Source organism: Halomonas sp. AOP43-A1-21, from assembly GCF_052376775.1.
GTDB lineage: Bacteria > Pseudomonadota > Gammaproteobacteria > Pseudomonadales > Halomonadaceae > Vreelandella > Vreelandella colorata.
Map to the genome: position 1 here is coordinate 203,989 of NZ_JBQSWC010000001.1, position 16,309 is coordinate 220,297.

Genomic DNA, 16,309 nt, shown 5'->3' on the forward strand with positions numbered 1-16,309 from the left:
TAAACCGCTAAACGTTAGTCGCTCGACAGCAGCTCAAAGGTATGCTGATCGATCATTTCAAGCGCTTTACCGCCACCACGCGCAACACAGGTAAGCGGATCTTCTGCCACAATCACCGGCAAACCGGTTTCTTCAGCAATCAGCTTATCCAGATCACGCAGCAGTGCACCGCCACCTGTAAGCACTAAACCGCGCTCAGCAATATCGGAGGCAAGCTCGGGAGGAGACTGCTCAAGCGCGCTTTTAACGGCGGCCACAATCGAGCCAAGCGTTTCCTGCAGCGCCTCTAAAATTTCATGGGAGTTCAGCGTAAAGCTACGCGGGATCCCTTCTGCTAAATTGCGGCCGCGTACGTCGATTTCACGCAGTTCGCCACCGGGATAGGCGCAGCCAATCTCTTCCTTGATTCGCTCAGCCGTGGCTTCGCCAATCAAACTGCCGTAGTGGCGTCGCACATACGCGGTGATCGCCTCATCGAAACGGTCACCGCCTACGCGGATCGATTCTGAATAGACCACGCCATTGAGCGAAATAATGGCAATTTCAGTGGTACCACCACCAATATCCACCACCATGGAACCCTGCGCTTCCTCAACCGGCAGGCCAGCGCCTATGGCGGCAGCCATAGGCTCTTCGATAAGAAACACTTCGCGGGCGCCAGCCCCTTCAGCCGATTCTCGGATCGCGCGACGCTCAACCTGCGTAGACATACACGGCACGCAAACTAATACGCGCGGGCTAGGCGTCAGAAAGGTACTCTGGTGCACTTTGCGAATAAAATGCTGAAGCATCTGCTCGGTGACGGTAAAGTCGGCGATAACACCGTCTTTCATTGGCCGGATGGCGGTAATATTGCCAGGCGTACGTCCCAACATACGCTTCGCGTCAGCACCTACCGATGCAACGCTACGCATATTGCCAGACTGGCGAATGGCGACTACGGACGGTTCATCGAGAACGATGCCACGACCGCGTACATAAATCAGTGTGTTGGCCGTACCCAAGTCGATCGACAGATCGCTGGAAAACAGCCCCCTCAAACGTTTGAACATGGATGTTGTTACCTAGTGCAGACCGGGAACCTGTGCGGATGCAAACGGTATCACCGCAACCCCCCGGCAGCAAGCACGAGTCGCGCTGAACACTGCCCGTGAAGGCCAAGATGTGGTACCTTTTGCGGCTATTTTCCACGTCTGTTACAGAAGACGATTTTTTCGATGACAGACTGTATACCGCACAAAGCGGAATACGTTCCATCACGTTTTAGCGAGGACTTTTCGATCATGGCGCTTGAAGAATCTCATGTGCGCCGGGCCGCACACCTGGCCCGACTCGCCGTCAGCGATGACCAAGCCACCGGTTTTGTCGACGATCTAAGCCGCATTCTGGACATGGTAGACCAACTTCAAAGCATTGATACAGAAGGCGTTTCTCCACTCTCTCACCCGCTGGACGCAACTCAGCGCCTGCGTGCGGACGAAGTCACAGAAACCAACCAGCGCGATGCGTTTCAACGCTGTGCGCCAGCCGTGGAAAACGGCTTGTATCTGGTTCCTCGTGTTGTTGAATAAGCAAGTCCCGGGCTTTCCAGGCGCAGTTTCAACACTTCTCTTTCGTTCTCGAACGGAGCTTTCGGGTCATGCATGATAAAACTTTAACGCAACTCGCCACCGCCTTAAAAAGTGGTGAGTTTTCCAGTCGCGAGCTGACCTCGCACTATTTACAAAAAATTGAGAAGGCCGACGGCACGCTCAATAGCTTTATTACCGTGACCGGCGAACAGGCACTCAATCAAGCAGAAGAAGCCGATAAAGCGCGCGCCGCGGGTAACGCGGGGCTGCTTACCGGCATTCCGCTGGCGCTCAAGGATATTTTTTGTACCCGCGATGTAAAAACCAGCTGCGGCTCCAAAATGCTGGATAATTTTATCGCTCCTTACGATGCCACGGTCGTTGAAAAGCTTAACGCGGCGGGCACGATCAGCTTGGGTAAAACCAATATGGATGAGTTCGCGATGGGCTCTTCCAATGAAAACAGCCATTACGGCGCGGTTAAAAATCCCTGGGATTTAACCGCGGTGCCGGGAGGCAGCTCAGGCGGAAGTGCCGCGGCGGTAGCCGCAGGCCTTGTACCGGCCGCCATGGGTACCGATACCGGCGGTTCGATCCGTCAGCCGGCGGCGTTTTGCGGCATTACCGGCTTGAAGCCCACCTATGGGCGCGTTTCGCGCTATGGCATCATTGCCTACGCTTCAAGCCTGGACCAGGCTGGCCCAATGGCACGCAGTGCCGAAGACTGCGCCCACCTGATGAACGTGATTGCCGGGCACGACGTGCGCGACTCCACCAGCGTTGCCCGCGGCGTACCGGACTATACCGAAACGCTGAACGCCCCCCTCTCAGGCCTTAAAATTGGCCTGCCGAAAGAGTATTTTGGCGACGGGTTAGACCCCGAAGTAGAAAAAGCCGTACGCGATGCGGTGAAAGTCTATGAATCATTAGGCGCAACGGTGCGCGAAGTGAGCTTGCCGCATACCCACTATGCGATTCCGGCCTACTACGTTATCGCCCCGGCGGAAGCCTCCTCCAACCTGTCGCGTTACGACGGCGTGCGCTTTGGCCACCGCTGTAAAGACCCCGTCGACCTGATCGATCTTTACAAGCGCAGCCGCGCGGAAGGCTTTGGTGAAGAGGTCAAGCGGCGGATTCTGATTGGCACCCATACCCTGTCAGAGGGCTTCTTTGACGCTTACTACACCAAAGCGCAAAAAGTACGCCGCCTTATTCGCCAGGACTTCCTCGACGTTTTTGAAGACGTTGATGTGCTCATGGGCCCGGCCTCGCCAACCCCGGCATTTGACCTGGGCGCCAAAAAAGACCCAGTTTCGATGTACCTGCAGGATATCTACACCATCGCTGTGAACCTGGCGGGTATTCCCGGCATCAGCGTTCCAGCAGGCTTTGCAGGTGGCCGCCCCATAGGTCTACAGATTCTGGGCACACATTTTGCCGAAGCGCAGCTTTTAAACGTGGCGCATCAGTATCAGCAAGCGACTGACTGGCACCTTCAACTTCCTGCTTTCGCCGAGGAGAACGCCTAATGCAATGGGAAACCGTAATTGGGCTTGAAGTCCACGTTCAGCTCGCGACCCGCTCCAAGATTTTTTCCGGCGCCTCAACCGCGTTTGGCGCTGAGCCCAACACCCAGGCGTGCGCGGTTGATCTGGGGCTTCCCGGAACACTGCCGGTACTCAACGAGCAGGCCGTGGCCATGGCCGTTCAGTTTGGATTGGCGGTACATGCCGATATCGCCGAAGTCTCGGTGTTTGATCGTAAAAACTACTTTTACGCTGACCTGCCCAAGGGCTATCAGACCAGCCAGATGTACCACCCCATCGTCGGCCCGGGTGACGTGGATATCACCCTGGATGACGACACCACCAAGCGTATCCGCATCCACCACGCCCACCTAGAAGAGGATGCCGGCAAGTCGCTGCATGAAGACTTCCTGGGCATGACTGGTATTGATTTGAACCGTGCTGGTACGCCGCTTCTGGAAATCGTCTCCGAGCCGGACATGCGCAGCGCCAAGGAAGCGGTGGCGTATCTCAAGGCGATCCATGCCATCGTGACCTATCTGGGCATTTCCGATGGCAACATGGCCGAAGGCTCCATGCGCTGCGACGTCAACGTCTCGGTACGCCCCAAGGGGCAGGAAGCCTTCGGCACGCGGGCCGAGATCAAGAACGTCAACTCGTTCCGCTTTGTCGAGCGTGCGATCGCGTTTGAAGTAGAGCGCCAGATTGAGCTGATTGAAGACGGCGGCACGGTGGTTCAGGAAACCCGCCTGTTTGATCCTGAGCGCGACGAAACTCGCAGCATGCGTACCAAAGAGGAAGCTAACGACTATCGCTACTTCCCCTGCCCGGACCTGCTTCCCGTCGTGCTCGATGAAGCCTATCTGGATCACTTGCGCAGCCAGCTGCCTGAATTGCCCGCCGACAAGCGCGAGCGCTTCCAAAGTGAACTGGGCCTGTCGGCTTACGATGCCGCCGTGCTATCGGCCAGTCGGGAAATGGCTGAGTTCTTCGAGGAAGTGCATCACGTGTGTGGTGATGCCAAGCAGGCCGCCAACTGGGTGCAGGGCGAGCTTTCCGGCGCGCTCAATCGTGAGAATCTGAGTATCAATAACAGCCCGATCTCGGCGCGCCAGCTGGGCGACCTGCTAAGCCGGGTGATTGACGGCACGATCAACGGCAAAGCCGCCAAGCAGGTCTTCCAAGCACTGTGGAACGGCCAGGGCGAAAATGCCGATGCGATCATCGAAGCCAAAGGCCTCAAGCAGGTCACGGACACCGGCGCGATTGAAGCCATGATCGACCAGGTGATCACCGAAAGCCCGGCCCAGGTGGCCCAGTATCGTGATGCCGAGCCTGAGAAACGCGGCAAGATGATCGGCTACTTTGTGGGTCAGGTGATGAAAGCCTCACGCGGCACGGCAAACCCGCAGCAGGTTAACGGCGTGCTGATAGCGAAGCTTGACGCTCTCCTGTAAGCCTATCGCTATTGTGTTCGCGTAATAAAACGGGCTGCCTTCATTCAGGCAGCCCGTTTTAGTCAGTGTCGCACTATAGTTGCCAGAAAATGCTAAGCCAGTTGGCTGGGTGACGTATAGCGCTTTAGCTGCGCGCAGCCCGCCGCCCAAACGTCCGCCTCTAACTCAGCAATACCCGCAGTGGCGAAGCCCAACCCCTGCCCAAACCTGCCGTCTACCAGAAGCTCCGTCAGGTTGCCTACCAGCGGCATATGGCTCACCAACATGGTAAGCGCGCTTTCCGGCTGGCTTAACAGCCAATCACATACCTCGGCCGGGTCGTCCTCGGGCGTGATAAAGTCCAACGTATTGAGCGGGCAACCCAATGCATCAGCAATAATGCCCGCCGTTTGCTGGGCGCGCGCATAGGGGCTTGCGTAAAGAATGGGCAAGGCAAGCTCTCCTTTTGCCCTACGCGTCATAAGCCAACGCGCCATGCGAGCGGCCTCATTTTCACCCTGCGGCGTCAGTACCCGCTGGCTATCAGGAAAACCTGGCGCGGCCTCCCCGTGGCGCATAATCAATAAGCTACTCATGCCAGCCTCGGTTATCCAGATGCGCCTGCTGCACGGCCTCACGGGGCAGAATGAACTCCACGTCGCTGCTCTGCTCGCCCATCATGAGAGTACGCGCCATATCCTGCGCAGGAACACCGTCGAACAAGACATGATAAAGCCCTTCGGCAAGCGGCATATAGACGTCTAGCTCTTTCGCCTTGGCGCAAACCAGCTTAACCGTATTGACGCCTTCAGCTACCTGGCCCAGGGCAGCGATAGCCTCTTCCAGACTGCGCCCTTCTCCCATGGCATAGCCCACGCGGTAGTTACGCGAAAGATTGGATGAGCAGGTAACAATCAAATCGCCGACTCCCGCCAAACCCAAAAAGGTCATAGGATTGGCGCCTTCGGCGACGGCGAAGCGGCTCATTTCCGCCAATGCCCGGGTCATCAGCATGCTGCGAGTGTTTTCGCCCATGCCCAATGCTGCGGCCATGCCGGCGGCAATCGCATAAATATTTTTAAGCGCCCCACCAAGCTCGACGCCATGGCGGTCATCACTGGCATACACGCGAAAATAGCGGCAGCCCAGCGCCTGCTGTACCCGGGTACGGGTAAGCGCATCGGCGCTGGCAATCACCGTGGCGGTTAGCTGCTTATCGGCAATTTCAGACGCCAGATTAGGCCCGGCGATCACCCCGATATGGGGAAAACCTGTCTCCTCGGTTAGCACCTGACTCATGAGCAAAAAGCTGTCCTGCTCAATGCCTTTAGTGGTGCTTACAAGAATTTGTTGCGCCGTGAGCCATGGCTTTGCAGCCTGGACCACGCTGCGAAATGCTTTTGAGGGGATCGCAATCAATACCAGCTCAGCGTTTTCTAACGCCGAGCGCAAATCGGTTGTGGCCTGCACTGCAGGGTTAATCGCGTAGTGCGGCAAATAGCGGCCATTGCGATGCTCCTGATTAATTTGCGCCACGAGCGCTTCATCGCGCATCCATTGACGCACATGGGCACCGTTATCCGCCGCGATGCTTGCCAAGGCAGTGCCAAAACTGCCCCCACCCAGCACCGCGACCTTGATTTGCTGCTCAGCCATAAGGATGTCCTAAAGTCTCGTGAAAGCGTACTCGCTATTTTACCAAAACTAACAGCCTATTTTCTTAACACAAACGGCCCGTCTGGGAATCCAAACGGGCCGTTATTTTCCAAACGCGTCGTGTTAAGCAGTCAATACGCTGTTCAGGCGCTTAACGTAAGCGGCAGGGTCATCTAAATGACCGCCTTCGGCAATAATCGCCTGATCCAGCAGAATATGCGCCAGCTGACCAAACAGATCACCTTCCGAGCTTTCAAGGCGGGCGACCAGCGGGTGCTCCGGGTTAAGCTCCAAGATGGGCTTCACTTCAGGCAGCGGCTGCCCAGCGGCTTCCATGATGCGACGCATTTGGTAACCCATCTCATGCTCAGGCAGTACCACACAGGCAGGCGAGTCGGTTAAACGGTGCGTGACTTTGACTTCCTGCACACCGTCGCTCAGCGCTTCTTTTACCCGTTTGACCAGGTCTTCCTTGGCCTTGGCGGTCTCTTCCTGCGCTTTTTTCTCGGCTTCATCTTCCACGTCGCCAAGATCCAGCTCGCCTTTGGCCACATCTGCAAAGGATTTACCGTCAAACTCGGTCAGGTGGCTCATCAGCCACTCATCAATACGGTCAGACAGCAGCAGTACTTCGATGCCTTTCTTACGGAAGATTTCCAGGTGCGGGCTGTTCTTCGCAGCATTGAAGCTATCCGCCACCACGTAGTAAATCTTCTTCTGGCCTTCTTTCATCCGCTCGACGTAGTCAGCGAGCGATTGCTCCTGGGCCGACGTATCGGTATGGGTGGACGCAAAGCGCAGCAGGCCGGCGACTTTCTCGCGGTTGGCGGCGTCTTCACCCGGGCCTTCTTTCAACACGCTACCAAACGTGTTCCAGAACGTCTGATACTGCTCGCTCTCCTTAGACAGTTTTTTAAGCATATCCAGCGCACGTTTGGTAAGCGCCCCTTTGATCTTGTCGACCTTGGGATCCTGCTGGAGAAGCTCGCGAGAGACGTTGAGCGACAGGTCGCGCGTATCCAGCACGCCTTTGATAAAGCGCAGGTAAAGCGGCAGGAACTGTTCAGCGTCGTCCATGATAAACACGCGCTGGACATAAAGCTTGACGCCACGGGCGCCGTCACGCTCGTACATATCAAACGGCGCACGGCCCGGCACGTACAGTAGGCTGGTGTACTCAAGCTTGCCTTCTACCTTGTTATGGCTCCAGGTAAGCGGGTCGCTAAAGTCGTGGGCAACGTGCTTGTAAAATGCCTTGTACTCGTCATCAGAAACCTCGCTCTTGGGGCGCGCCCAGAGTGCGGTGGCTTCGTTAACGGTTTCCCAAGTGGTCACTTCGCTGCCTTCGATGTCGTTGCCTTCATCGTCTTTGGCAGTTTCAGTCTTGGGCATGCGCACCGGCACTTCAATATGATCAGAGTACTTGCGCACCAGGCTTTGCAAACGATAGTCGTCGGCAAACTCTTTGGCGTCGTCTTTCAGGTGAAGAATAATTTCGGTGCCGTGAACTTCACGCTCAATATCGGCAACGGTGAATTCGCCTTCACCCTTGGAGCGCCACTCAACGCCTTCTGATGCGTCGGTACCAGCTTTACGGGTACGCACGGCGACTTCATCAGCGACGATGAAGCCTGAGTAGAAGCCAACACCAAACTGTCCGATAAGCTTGGCATCTTTTTGCTGCTCGCCGGACATCTGCTTGAGAAACTCCGCCGTGCCGGAGCGCGCAATCGTACCCAGGTTAGCGATGACGTCTTCGCGGTTCATGCCAATGCCGTTATCACGCAGCGTCACGGTATTGGCTTCGCGATCATGCTCAATTTCAATGCGCAGCTCGCTATCGCCTTCGTACAGCGCATCGTTATCCAGCGCGGCGTAGCGTAATTTATCGCAGGCATCCGCGGCGTTAGAGATAAGCTCGCGTAAGAAAATCTCCCGGTTTGAATACAGGGAGTGAATCATCAGGTTGAGAAGTTGCTTAACTTCCGTCTGGAAGCCTAACGTCTCTTCGTGAGTCGCCGTTGTCATGCGCTTAGCCCTCATCAATCACGTTTGTTTAGTGTTCCTGCCTGCCGTGAGACAGGAACGAAAAATCTGTGAAGTGAATATGGGGATAAGCAGAGCGATTTCAAGAAGGTGAGTGTTGAGAAGTCGCAATATCGATATCACCGTCTTTCCAGGCACGGTAATCCGCCAAGCGTTGATCGATACGATTAAGCAGCCAGCCGACAATCAAGACATCGTCAACCAGGCCTATGAATACGAGAAAATCTGGGATTAAATCGAACGGCATTGCAAGATAGGCAAGCGCGAGCGCCATCATACCAAACGCAGACCAGGGGATGGGACGAAAGCGGCCACTGACCACATCACGCGTCATGGGAATAAACAGCTTTAAGGCTCGCCCAATACGCTTTACCGCCCAAACTCGGGACTTAAGTCGACGAAATAACCACCAAGTGGATAATCGGGCCATCGTAATTGAATCCTCCAAGTGTCACGATTGTCTGAACAATTTTTATCCATTTAGTTCACTATAGCGGCTGTTAACCCGTTAGCGATCAAGAGAGAGTGTCATGCAGGCATCGTCATTCAAATCCCCTTTTCGCACCCTTTGCGCGGCTCTACTGGTGGGCATACCCACGGCGTCCTGGGCCGCATCCGACAGCGCGATGCGCGATGCGCTGGAAGCGGCTCGGCAAGAGCAATGGAGCCGCGTCGATGAGCGCGCCATTGAAGGCCATATCCTGAATGGCTATGTCGAGTATCACCGGCTGCGCAATCGGCTACCCAACGTCTCGCCCGCTCAGGTGCAAGGCTTTATCGACCAGCATAACGACTCGCCGCTTTCTGAGTGGCTGCGCGGTCAGGCTATTGCGAAGTACGGGAATGCCGGGCGCTATAGTGACCTGCTGAGCGTTGCCGATGGTGAGCCTGCGGGCACAGCTCGTCAGTGCTACTACTATACGGCCCTGCTGGATTCTCAGCCGCAACAGGCAGCCACCGCAGGGCTTGCGCTATGGCTTGAAGGAAAATCGCAACCCGATGCGTGCGACCCGCTGTTTAATCGCCTGCGTGCCAACGGCACTATTGATTCAACGGCTATCTGGGAACGTAAAATGCTTGCCTGGCAGTCTGGTGAAGGCCGCTTGTCAGCCTATTTAAACGGGCAGCTTAATAGCCAATGGCAAACCGCTATCGACACCGCCGATAACGTTGATGCCAACATTCGAGCCGTCGCATCGGCGCCCGCCTGCCTGGGCCCTGAGTGTGCGGCCACGGCGAGTTTTTACAAAGCCGCCATGCAGCGCTTTACTCGGGACGATACGCCCGCAGCGCTCAACGCCTGGCAAACCATGGCCCAGGGGTTGAACCTGCTTCCCAGCGACCAGCAGGTCATTGAAGAAGAGCTTGCGTTTTATGCTCTGGTGCGCGAAGTGCCCGGCACCTTAGGCTGGGTGGATAGCGTGCTCCCCTCCCTGGAAAGCGAGCGCGTTCTGGAACTTCGTGTGCGTCGCGCCCTGGCCGCACGCCAGTGGCAGGACGTACTACACTGGATAGCCGAAATGCCGGCAAGCCAGCAGGAAAATAGCCGCTGGCAGTACTGGCTGGCGCGTGCCAATGAGCAGCTGGGCAATCAGGACGCGGCGATGGCCCGCTACCGCCAGGCCGCCACCGATCGAAGCTTTTTTGGCTTTGCAGCGGCCGAAAAACTCGGCCAGCCTTACCAGTTGAATCTTGAACGCAATCATTTCGACGAAGCCTCGCGCGAGCATACCGCACGGCTTCCCGTAGTACAGCGCACCGAAGCCTTACTGCGTATTGGTGAAGATGGCTTGGCGAATAGCGAGTGGTTGTTTGCAGTGCAAAACGGCTCTCCTCAGCAGGCGCGCGCACTGGCTGATTATGCCGCACATCAACAGTGGCATGCGCGCTTGGTGCAGACCACTATTGCAGGCGGCATGTGGGACGCCCTTGATTGGCGCTTCCCTGAGGCTTATCGGGATAGCTTTTTACACTGGGGCCGCCAAACCGGCGTTGACCCTTACCTGCTGATGGCGATTACCCGTCGGGAAAGCGCATACAACCCTGAGGCCTTGTCCCCCGCTGGCGCACGCGGCCTAATGCAGCTCATGCCGGGTACCGCAAGCCTGGTAAGCCGCCAGCTGGGTATCAATGACCCTGGCCCGTACGGCGTTCTGGATCCAGAGCTTAATATTCGCTTAGGCAGCACCTACCTGCGCGATAAGCTGAACCGCTACCAAGGCAACCGATTAGCCGCTGCCGCCGCTTATAACGCGGGCCCAGGGCGCGTGGACCAGTGGCTGGGCAACGGCATGGAATCGTTTGATCTGTTTGTCGAAAGCATTCCCTTTCGTGAAACGCGTGACTATGTGCAGGCAGTACTCAGCTACCGGGTGATTTTTGAAAGCCTGGCCAATGGCGGCAACAGCGAAGGCGTTACACTACTCAATGAAAACGAACAGCAGGTACGTTACGACCGAGCACTGCTAGCCCGCCGCTAGCACATCGATTGAAAGCACAAGAATTGAAAGCACATGGTTTGAAAATACAGGGTTTAAAAGTACATGGTTTGAAGCGCCCGGCTAGACCGGGCGCTGCTCCAGCGCCAGGCGAACCCCAAACGCAATCAGCACGGCCCCCGTGGCGGCATTTAGCGTCTGTGCAAAGCGCACGCTGGCAAGCCATCGGCTGGCACCTCCCACCATAAACACCACGCCAATTTGCCAGATATTGGCAATCACAAAGTGCACGCCTGCCAACCACAGCGATTTGATTAGTGCCGGGTCGCCTGGAGCGATAAACTGCGGCAAAAAAGCCATATAGAAAATGACGGTTTTGGGGTTAAGCACATTGGAGAGCACGCCCTCTTTAATCGGCTGCCAGAGCGAAACAGACGCTGCGGCCCCCATGGCGCCCTTAACCGGCAAGGGCTGCCCGCGTCGAGCGGCCATGAAGCTTGTGATACCCAGCCATACCAGATAGCCCGCCCCCGCAAGCTTCAGCACATGAAACGCCCAGGCCGATTGCAGCAGAATCAGAGAAATGCCCAGCGCCGAAATCGTCGCGTGGACAAATAGCCCACAGCAGATCGCAATACTCGTGGCCACGCCGTCGCGAATTCCTCCCCGTGCGGTATTGCGGATGACAAGCAAGGTGTCCACTCCAGGGGTAATTGATAGCAGCGTAATAGCAATCAAAAAAGGTACAAACTGCGAATCCAACAGGCTTACTGGCGACATACAGGCGCACTCGATAAGGAATAAAGAAACATTAGATCGTCACTGGACGACCCGTTTTTTTGCATCTACATTGATTTTGGCGGGCAGACAGCATGTCTACCCGTCTAATTATAAGCACGTTAAGGAAACGACAATGGCAACTGGTACAGTCAAGTGGTTCAACGATACAAAAGGTTATGGCTTCATCTCTCCTGATGATGGCAGTGACGACCTTTTTGCCCACTTCTCAGAAATTCAGGCTGAAGGCTTCAAGACCCTGCAGGATGGTCAGAAAGTCAGCTTTGAGGTAACTCAGGGTAAAAAAGGCCTTCAGGCGTCTAACATTCGCCTTGCCTAAAAGCAGCCGAATGTAGCAAGGCCCGCCTAGGCGGGCCTTTTTGTACGTGCTTACCTACTGACTAATTAGTCTGATTAGTCGTCTCTGTTTCTGTTGCGTCTGCGTCTGCGTCTGCGTCTGCGTCTTCACTCAGAATAGCGCCTCGGCTACGACTATCATCATGTTCACGTTCAATTTCTTTGAACTGCTCTTCAAGACGTTTCTGAGCTTCCTCAAAACGCCGCTCAGTGTCTTCAATCAGGGCGTCAACATCGGTCGCTTCCAGGTTATCTTCCAGCCGTGGGTTTTCCGGCAGGCTGCTTTCCACTTCCCAATCGGTCGAGAACGTATCTTCATCAAAAGCATCCGGCTCAACCGCCTGCTGCTCTACTTCTTCAAACTGCTCGTTCAATCGACGCTGAGCTTCCTCGAAACGCTGCTCGGTCTCCTCAATCATCTGATCCACATCGGAACGGGTCGCTTCCCCTGGCATCGCGCCGCCCTCTTCCAATACATCATCGGGGTCGGCTGCCAACGTATCCTCATTTGCCTCTACTTCTTGCAGGGACTCATCAGCGCTAACGGGGTCTTCTTGGGTATCGCTGCGAAGCGCTTCGGCTCGCTCAAGCTCCTCTGCAGCCTGACGAGACTCAATATCATCTTCTACCTCATCAGGGCTTGGCATCTCGGCGGCATTCTCAGCTGCTGCAGGCGCATCTTCCTCTTGCACGACCTCGTCATCAGAAACCGACGAGGGCTCATCAAGCGTCACGCTGGACTCTTCTTGAGAATCGCCACATGCGCTAAGTAACAGTGCTAATGCGGCAAGCGCAGGCAGCCATAAACGATTTGTCATTCAATCCCTCTCCTTAAAAACTTTTAAAGGGCGGCAAGATCAGTGCCGAATCAGTGTCGATCGTTTGCCGATAATAGCGGGCAGTCCTCAGGCAATAATACGCGCAGAGCCAAGGGGACTACCTCAGCGCAAAAACGATCGTAGTGGCACGCCTCGCCATCCAGTGTTAATGGCCAGGCAGGATCCTCACGTCGCGTAGTGACGGTAAACTGGCTAGTTGTAAAATAACGCACGTACTCACCTTCAGCCGGAAAGTTCTGTAGTTCGTTAATCAGCGTCGGTAGCTCTGTCACGGAGCTGAAGTCTTTCACCAGCAGTACGTCCAAACGACCATCATCAAGCTTGGCACGCGGGGCAAGCACTTGCCCACCGCCGGATTGCCGGCCGTTACCCAGGGCCAATAAAAGCAGCGAAGCATCCTGCTCTTTGTCACCCCAGTGCAAGGTTCCGCAGTAGCTGCGATGCCGCCAGGCTTTAAGCGCTCCCATTAAAGAGTAGGCGCCCCCGCCCAGCATACGCTTGAGCGTTTTCGGCGTTGTCGACGTTATCTCCGCACCAAACCCGCCGGTCGTCATATTGACGTAATACTGGGTGACACTTTTGTCATTCGCTGCAGCCGTTACCCGAACGATATCGATCGGATAGGACGTTAAATTTCTGGCCGCCGCCAAGGCAGGGCCAGGCTCTAAAGGAAGCCCCGTGGAGGTTGCAAAGTCGTTGGCACTGCCTAACGGAACGATCCCCAGTGCAGGCCGCTTGTCATGAGGAACGCGCATCAGCCCGTTCACCACTTCATTGACAGTACCATCGCCACCACAGGCAATAACATGGGTGATACCCATGTCGGCGGCCTGCTCGGCAAAAAGGGCTGCATCGCCGCCCTCCCAGGTAGAGCGAACGGTAATCGGCATCCCTGCCTCCCGCTGCTCTTCAACGGCTTCACGCAATGCCGGGTTCCCGGCTGACTTACCATTTACAATAAGTAAAAAACGCTGCTGTAAGTCTTTCACCAATGTATTCCCTTTCATGGTTGAGTCGCTGGTAAGGTTTATGCCAGCGCTTTTTCGACTACCTCGTACACATTAGAAGATAGTGGCTCTTGCTTGATACGCTCAAGCTGAGTACGCATTAACGACTGGCGCGTTTCATCAAACCGCTGCCAGCGCGTTAATGGGGTAATAAGCCGCGCCGCTATTTCAGGGTTCAAGCGATTGAGCTCAATAACCACATCGGCAAGTAATGCGTACCCTTGCCCATCCAAACGGTGGAAGTTGACTCGATTTTGCGCAAAAGCCCCGATCAGCGCACGCACTTTATTGGGGTTCTTGATGGAAAACGCCGGATGCTGCATCAAGAACTGTACGCGCTCCAGCACATCGCTCTTGGGCCGCGTCACCTGGATCGTAAACCACTGATCCATCACCAACGGATCATGCGCCCACTTTTCGCCAAAGGCTTTTAAAGCGGGCGAGGATAAATCGTCGCGATCGCTGTGTACAAGCAGAGTTAACGCATGACGCACATCGGTCATATTATGATCAGCCGCAAACTGCGCCTGACAAAATGCGATAGCCTGCTCATCTTCAATCGACATCAAATAGCTAAGCGCTATGTTTTTGAGACTACGCTGGGCAATTTGTTCAGGAGTCGGCGCATAAGGCTCATCTGAGCGATTGGCTTCAAACGTAGCAGCAAACTCATCACGAAGCGCCAAGGCCAGCGATTGACGCACAAACTCACGCGCCGCATGAATCGCATCAACATCAACAATAGGCTGCTGCTCGGCAATATAGGCCTCAGATGGCAGCGTGAGCATTTCTGCGAGTACCGCTTTATCGGAAACCGGCCCTGTCAGAAGTGTTCTAAACGCTTCGATAACGCGGGCATCCATGACTTTTTCAACGCCATTACGGTGCGCGGCAATCAAGTCATCCAACGCCAACATAGCCAAGCGCTGCCCCGCATCCCAGCGGTTGAAGCCGTCGCTGTCATGGGTGAGCAGAAACGCCAGCTCTTCACGCGAATAGGGGAAATGCAGCTTTACAGGGGCGGAAAAATCACGCAGCAGCGAGGGCACAGGCGCCTCGGCGACCTCGGTAAACACAAAGGTCTGCTCGTCATCACGTAGATGAATGACGGCGTCTTTCCCCAGCTTCTCGCCTTTTAGAGTAAGCGCTAGATCCTGGCCTGACTTGGTACCCACCAGCCCCATGCGTACTGGAATATGCAGCGGCTGTTTGGTGGCTTGCCCAGGTGTCGCCGGGGTACGCTGGCGAAGCGTTAAATGATACTCGCTCTTCACATAGTCATATTCGCCGTGGGCATCGATTTCTGGAGTGCCCGCCTGAGCATACCAACGCATGAACTGGCTTAGATCTTCACCGGAGGTATCCGCCATGCAGCCCACGAAGTCTTCGATGGTGACGGCCTGGCCGTCAAAGCGCTCAAAGTATTGATCGGCGCCACGCCGGAAATTGTCCCACCCCACCAGATTGCATAGCATGCGGACAACTTCAGCACCCTTTTCGTAAATCGTCAGGGTGTAAAAATTGGTGATTTCAATAAAATGATCCGGGCGAACTGGATGCGCTGTAGGCCCCGCATCCTCGGCAAACTGCGCCGTACGGAAAAACGATACGTCCTGAATCCGCTTTACCGGCGCTGAATTGGTATCGGCGGAAAAACACTGATCACGAAAGACGGTGAATCCCTCTTTCAATGACAGCTGGAACCAGTCTCGGCAGGTAACGCGATTGCCCGACCAGTTATGAAAATATTCATGCGCCACAATGCCTTCAACATTTTGGAAGGTTGCATCGGTGGCGGTATGCGGGTGCGTCAACACAGCAGCGGAGTTAAAGATATTAAGCCCTTTATTCTCCATCGCGCCCATATTGAAATCGCTGACCGCCACGATCATAAACAGATCAAGGTCGTATTCACGGCCATAGGTCTGCTCATCCCACGCCATTGAACGCTTGAGCGAGGCCATGGCGTGTTCGGTTTTATCCAGATTGTCTTTTTCGACCCAGATTTGCAGCGTAACGTTACGCCCGCTCATGGTCGAAAAGCGATCCTCGACCTTGTGTAAATTGCCTGCAACAAGTGCAAACAGGTAACACGGTTTGGGGTGCGGGTCTTCCCAGGTTGCAAAATGACGGCCATTCTCAAGCTTACCGCTGTCCACGGGATTACCATTGGCCAACAAAACGGGCTCGCTTTCTTGATCACCAATTACCGTAACGGTGAAGGTCGCCATAACATCGGGACGGTCTGGGTAGAAGGTAATACGCCGAAAGCCTTCTGCTTCACATTGAGTGCAGTACATACCACTCGACTGATAAAGACCTTCAAGAGCAGTGTTGGTGCTGGGCGCAATTTCCACTTCGCTTTCAAGGCTAAAAGATGCCGGCACCTTGGGGATGCACAGGTTTTTTTCATTCAGTTGGTAATCGGCGTCGGTTAGCGGCGTGCCGTCTATGGCTAACGAGATCAGCGCCAGATGCTCGCCGTTGAGCACCAATGGCGTCTGGTCACTTACCTCGTCGTTACGCTCCATCAATAATCGTGCTTTTACACGGGTGGCGGCAGGGTCAAGATCAAACGTCAGCTCGGTATGGGTAACGCGGTAGGCGGGCGGCTGATAGTCGCTTAAATAAACCGGCTGCGGATCAGACATAGTGC

14 protein-coding genes are annotated in these 16,309 nt (G+C 55.3%); 5 read left to right on the forward strand and 9 right to left on the reverse strand.

What is annotated here, in order from left to right; genetic code table 11:
• Positions 1-14: 14 nt before the first annotated feature.
• Positions 15-1,052, reverse strand: a complete 1,038-nt coding sequence (locus ACT3R7_RS00980; protein ID WP_018915723.1) for a rod shape-determining protein — start codon at positions 1,050-1,052, stop codon at positions 15-17.
• Positions 1,053-1,283: 231 nt separating this feature from the next.
• Here ACT3R7_RS00980 and gatC point away from each other — a divergent pair, with 231 nt between their 5' ends.
• The 3 genes from gatC (at position 1,284) to gatB (ending at position 4,554) form a co-directional block, all read left to right on the forward strand.
• Positions 1,284-1,571, forward strand: coding sequence for an Asp-tRNA(Asn)/Glu-tRNA(Gln) amidotransferase subunit GatC (gene gatC, locus ACT3R7_RS00985; RefSeq protein ID WP_192537152.1), 288 nt, complete (start codon positions 1,284-1,286; stop codon positions 1,569-1,571).
• A gap of 68 nt (positions 1,572-1,639) precedes the next feature.
• On the forward strand, positions 1,640-3,100 hold the full coding sequence (gene gatA / locus ACT3R7_RS00990) for an Asp-tRNA(Asn)/Glu-tRNA(Gln) amidotransferase subunit GatA (RefSeq protein ID WP_192537150.1): 1,461 nt from the start codon (positions 1,640-1,642) through the stop codon (positions 3,098-3,100).
• A complete protein-coding gene (gatB, locus tag ACT3R7_RS00995; protein WP_192537148.1) occupies positions 3,100-4,554 on the forward strand; it encodes an Asp-tRNA(Asn)/Glu-tRNA(Gln) amidotransferase subunit GatB in 1,455 nt (484 codons plus the stop codon). The genes gatA and gatB overlap by 1 nt, the downstream gene beginning before the upstream one ends.
• Before the next feature lie 92 nt (positions 4,555-4,646).
• On the opposite strand, the gene sixA is transcribed toward gatB, so the two are convergent.
• From sixA to ACT3R7_RS01015, 4 genes are all read right to left on the reverse strand, one after another.
• Positions 4,647-5,129, reverse strand: coding sequence for a phosphohistidine phosphatase SixA (sixA, locus tag ACT3R7_RS01000; protein WP_192537146.1), 483 nt, complete (start codon positions 5,127-5,129; stop codon positions 4,647-4,649).
• On the reverse strand, positions 5,122-6,189 hold the full coding sequence (locus ACT3R7_RS01005) for an NAD(P)H-dependent glycerol-3-phosphate dehydrogenase (RefSeq protein WP_192537144.1): 1,068 nt from the start codon (positions 6,187-6,189) through the stop codon (positions 5,122-5,124). The genes sixA and ACT3R7_RS01005 overlap by 8 nt, the downstream gene beginning before the upstream one ends.
• 123 nt (positions 6,190-6,312) lie before the next feature.
• Positions 6,313-8,217 (reverse strand): molecular chaperone HtpG, encoded by a 1,905-nt coding sequence (gene htpG / locus ACT3R7_RS01010; protein WP_192537142.1) that lies wholly within the window; start codon positions 8,215-8,217, stop codon positions 6,313-6,315.
• Between the two features lie 100 nt (positions 8,218-8,317).
• Complete coding sequence (locus ACT3R7_RS01015; RefSeq protein WP_026285557.1) at positions 8,318-8,665, reverse strand: YkvA family protein; 348 nt, start codon at positions 8,663-8,665, stop codon at positions 8,318-8,320.
• 100 nt (positions 8,666-8,765) lie between these two features.
• Between ACT3R7_RS01015 and ACT3R7_RS01020 the strand changes: the two genes are divergently transcribed.
• Positions 8,766-10,715 (forward strand): transglycosylase SLT domain-containing protein, encoded by a 1,950-nt coding sequence (locus ACT3R7_RS01020; protein ID WP_496198710.1) that lies wholly within the window; start codon positions 8,766-8,768, stop codon positions 10,713-10,715.
• Between the two features lie 81 nt (positions 10,716-10,796).
• Here ACT3R7_RS01020 and ACT3R7_RS01025 read toward each other — a convergent pair whose 3' ends face one another.
• On the reverse strand, positions 10,797-11,453 hold the full coding sequence (locus ACT3R7_RS01025; protein ID WP_496198711.1) for a LysE family translocator: 657 nt from the start codon (positions 11,451-11,453) through the stop codon (positions 10,797-10,799).
• A 133-nt stretch (positions 11,454-11,586) separates the two neighbouring features.
• Here ACT3R7_RS01025 and ACT3R7_RS01030 point away from each other — a divergent pair, with 133 nt between their 5' ends.
• Complete coding sequence (locus ACT3R7_RS01030) at positions 11,587-11,790, forward strand: cold-shock protein (RefSeq protein ID WP_018915713.1); 204 nt, start codon at positions 11,587-11,589, stop codon at positions 11,788-11,790.
• Between the two features lie 61 nt (positions 11,791-11,851).
• On the opposite strand, the gene ACT3R7_RS01035 is transcribed toward ACT3R7_RS01030, so the two are convergent.
• From ACT3R7_RS01035 to pepN, 3 genes are read right to left on the reverse strand one after another with little or no spacing between them, the layout of a single operon-like run.
• Positions 11,852-12,625, reverse strand: a complete 774-nt coding sequence (locus ACT3R7_RS01035; protein WP_496198712.1) for a hypothetical protein — start codon at positions 12,623-12,625, stop codon at positions 11,852-11,854.
• 50 nt (positions 12,626-12,675) lie between these two features.
• A complete protein-coding gene (gene yegS / locus ACT3R7_RS01040) occupies positions 12,676-13,635 on the reverse strand; it encodes a lipid kinase YegS (RefSeq protein ID WP_192537126.1) in 960 nt (319 codons plus the stop codon).
• Positions 13,636-13,673: 38 nt separating this feature from the next.
• A complete protein-coding gene (pepN, locus tag ACT3R7_RS01045) occupies positions 13,674-16,304 on the reverse strand; it encodes an aminopeptidase N (protein ID WP_496198713.1) in 2,631 nt (876 codons plus the stop codon).
• Positions 16,305-16,309 lie beyond the last annotated feature (5 nt).

Bases quoted from the DNA above. Each gene is read 5' to 3' on its own strand.
- ACT3R7_RS00980 (WP_018915723.1), bottom strand. From the start codon at position 1,052: ATGTTCAAACGTTTGAGGGGGCTGTTTTCCAGCGATCTGTCGATCGAC.
- gatC (WP_192537152.1), top strand. From the start codon at position 1,284: ATGGCGCTTGAAGAATCTCATGTGCGCCGGGCCGCACACCTGGCCCGA.
- gatA (WP_192537150.1), top strand. From the start codon at position 1,640: ATGCATGATAAAACTTTAACGCAACTCGCCACCGCCTTAAAAAGTGGT.
- gatB (WP_192537148.1), top strand. From the start codon at position 3,100: ATGCAATGGGAAACCGTAATTGGGCTTGAAGTCCACGTTCAGCTCGCG.
- sixA (WP_192537146.1), bottom strand. From the start codon at position 5,129: ATGAGTAGCTTATTGATTATGCGCCACGGGGAGGCCGCGCCAGGTTTT.
- ACT3R7_RS01005 (WP_192537144.1), bottom strand. From the start codon at position 6,189: ATGGCTGAGCAGCAAATCAAGGTCGCGGTGCTGGGTGGGGGCAGTTTT.
- htpG (WP_192537142.1), bottom strand. From the start codon at position 8,217: ATGACAACGGCGACTCACGAAGAGACGTTAGGCTTCCAGACGGAAGTT.
- ACT3R7_RS01015 (WP_026285557.1), bottom strand. From the start codon at position 8,665: ATGGCCCGATTATCCACTTGGTGGTTATTTCGTCGACTTAAGTCCCGA.
- ACT3R7_RS01020 (WP_496198710.1), top strand. From the start codon at position 8,766: ATGCAGGCATCGTCATTCAAATCCCCTTTTCGCACCCTTTGCGCGGCT.
- ACT3R7_RS01025 (WP_496198711.1), bottom strand. From the start codon at position 11,453: ATGTCGCCAGTAAGCCTGTTGGATTCGCAGTTTGTACCTTTTTTGATT.
- ACT3R7_RS01030 (WP_018915713.1), top strand. From the start codon at position 11,587: ATGGCAACTGGTACAGTCAAGTGGTTCAACGATACAAAAGGTTATGGC.
- ACT3R7_RS01035 (WP_496198712.1), bottom strand. From the start codon at position 12,625: ATGACAAATCGTTTATGGCTGCCTGCGCTTGCCGCATTAGCACTGTTA.
- pepN (WP_496198713.1), bottom strand. From the start codon at position 16,304: ATGTCTGATCCGCAGCCGGTTTATTTAAGCGACTATCAGCCGCCCGCC.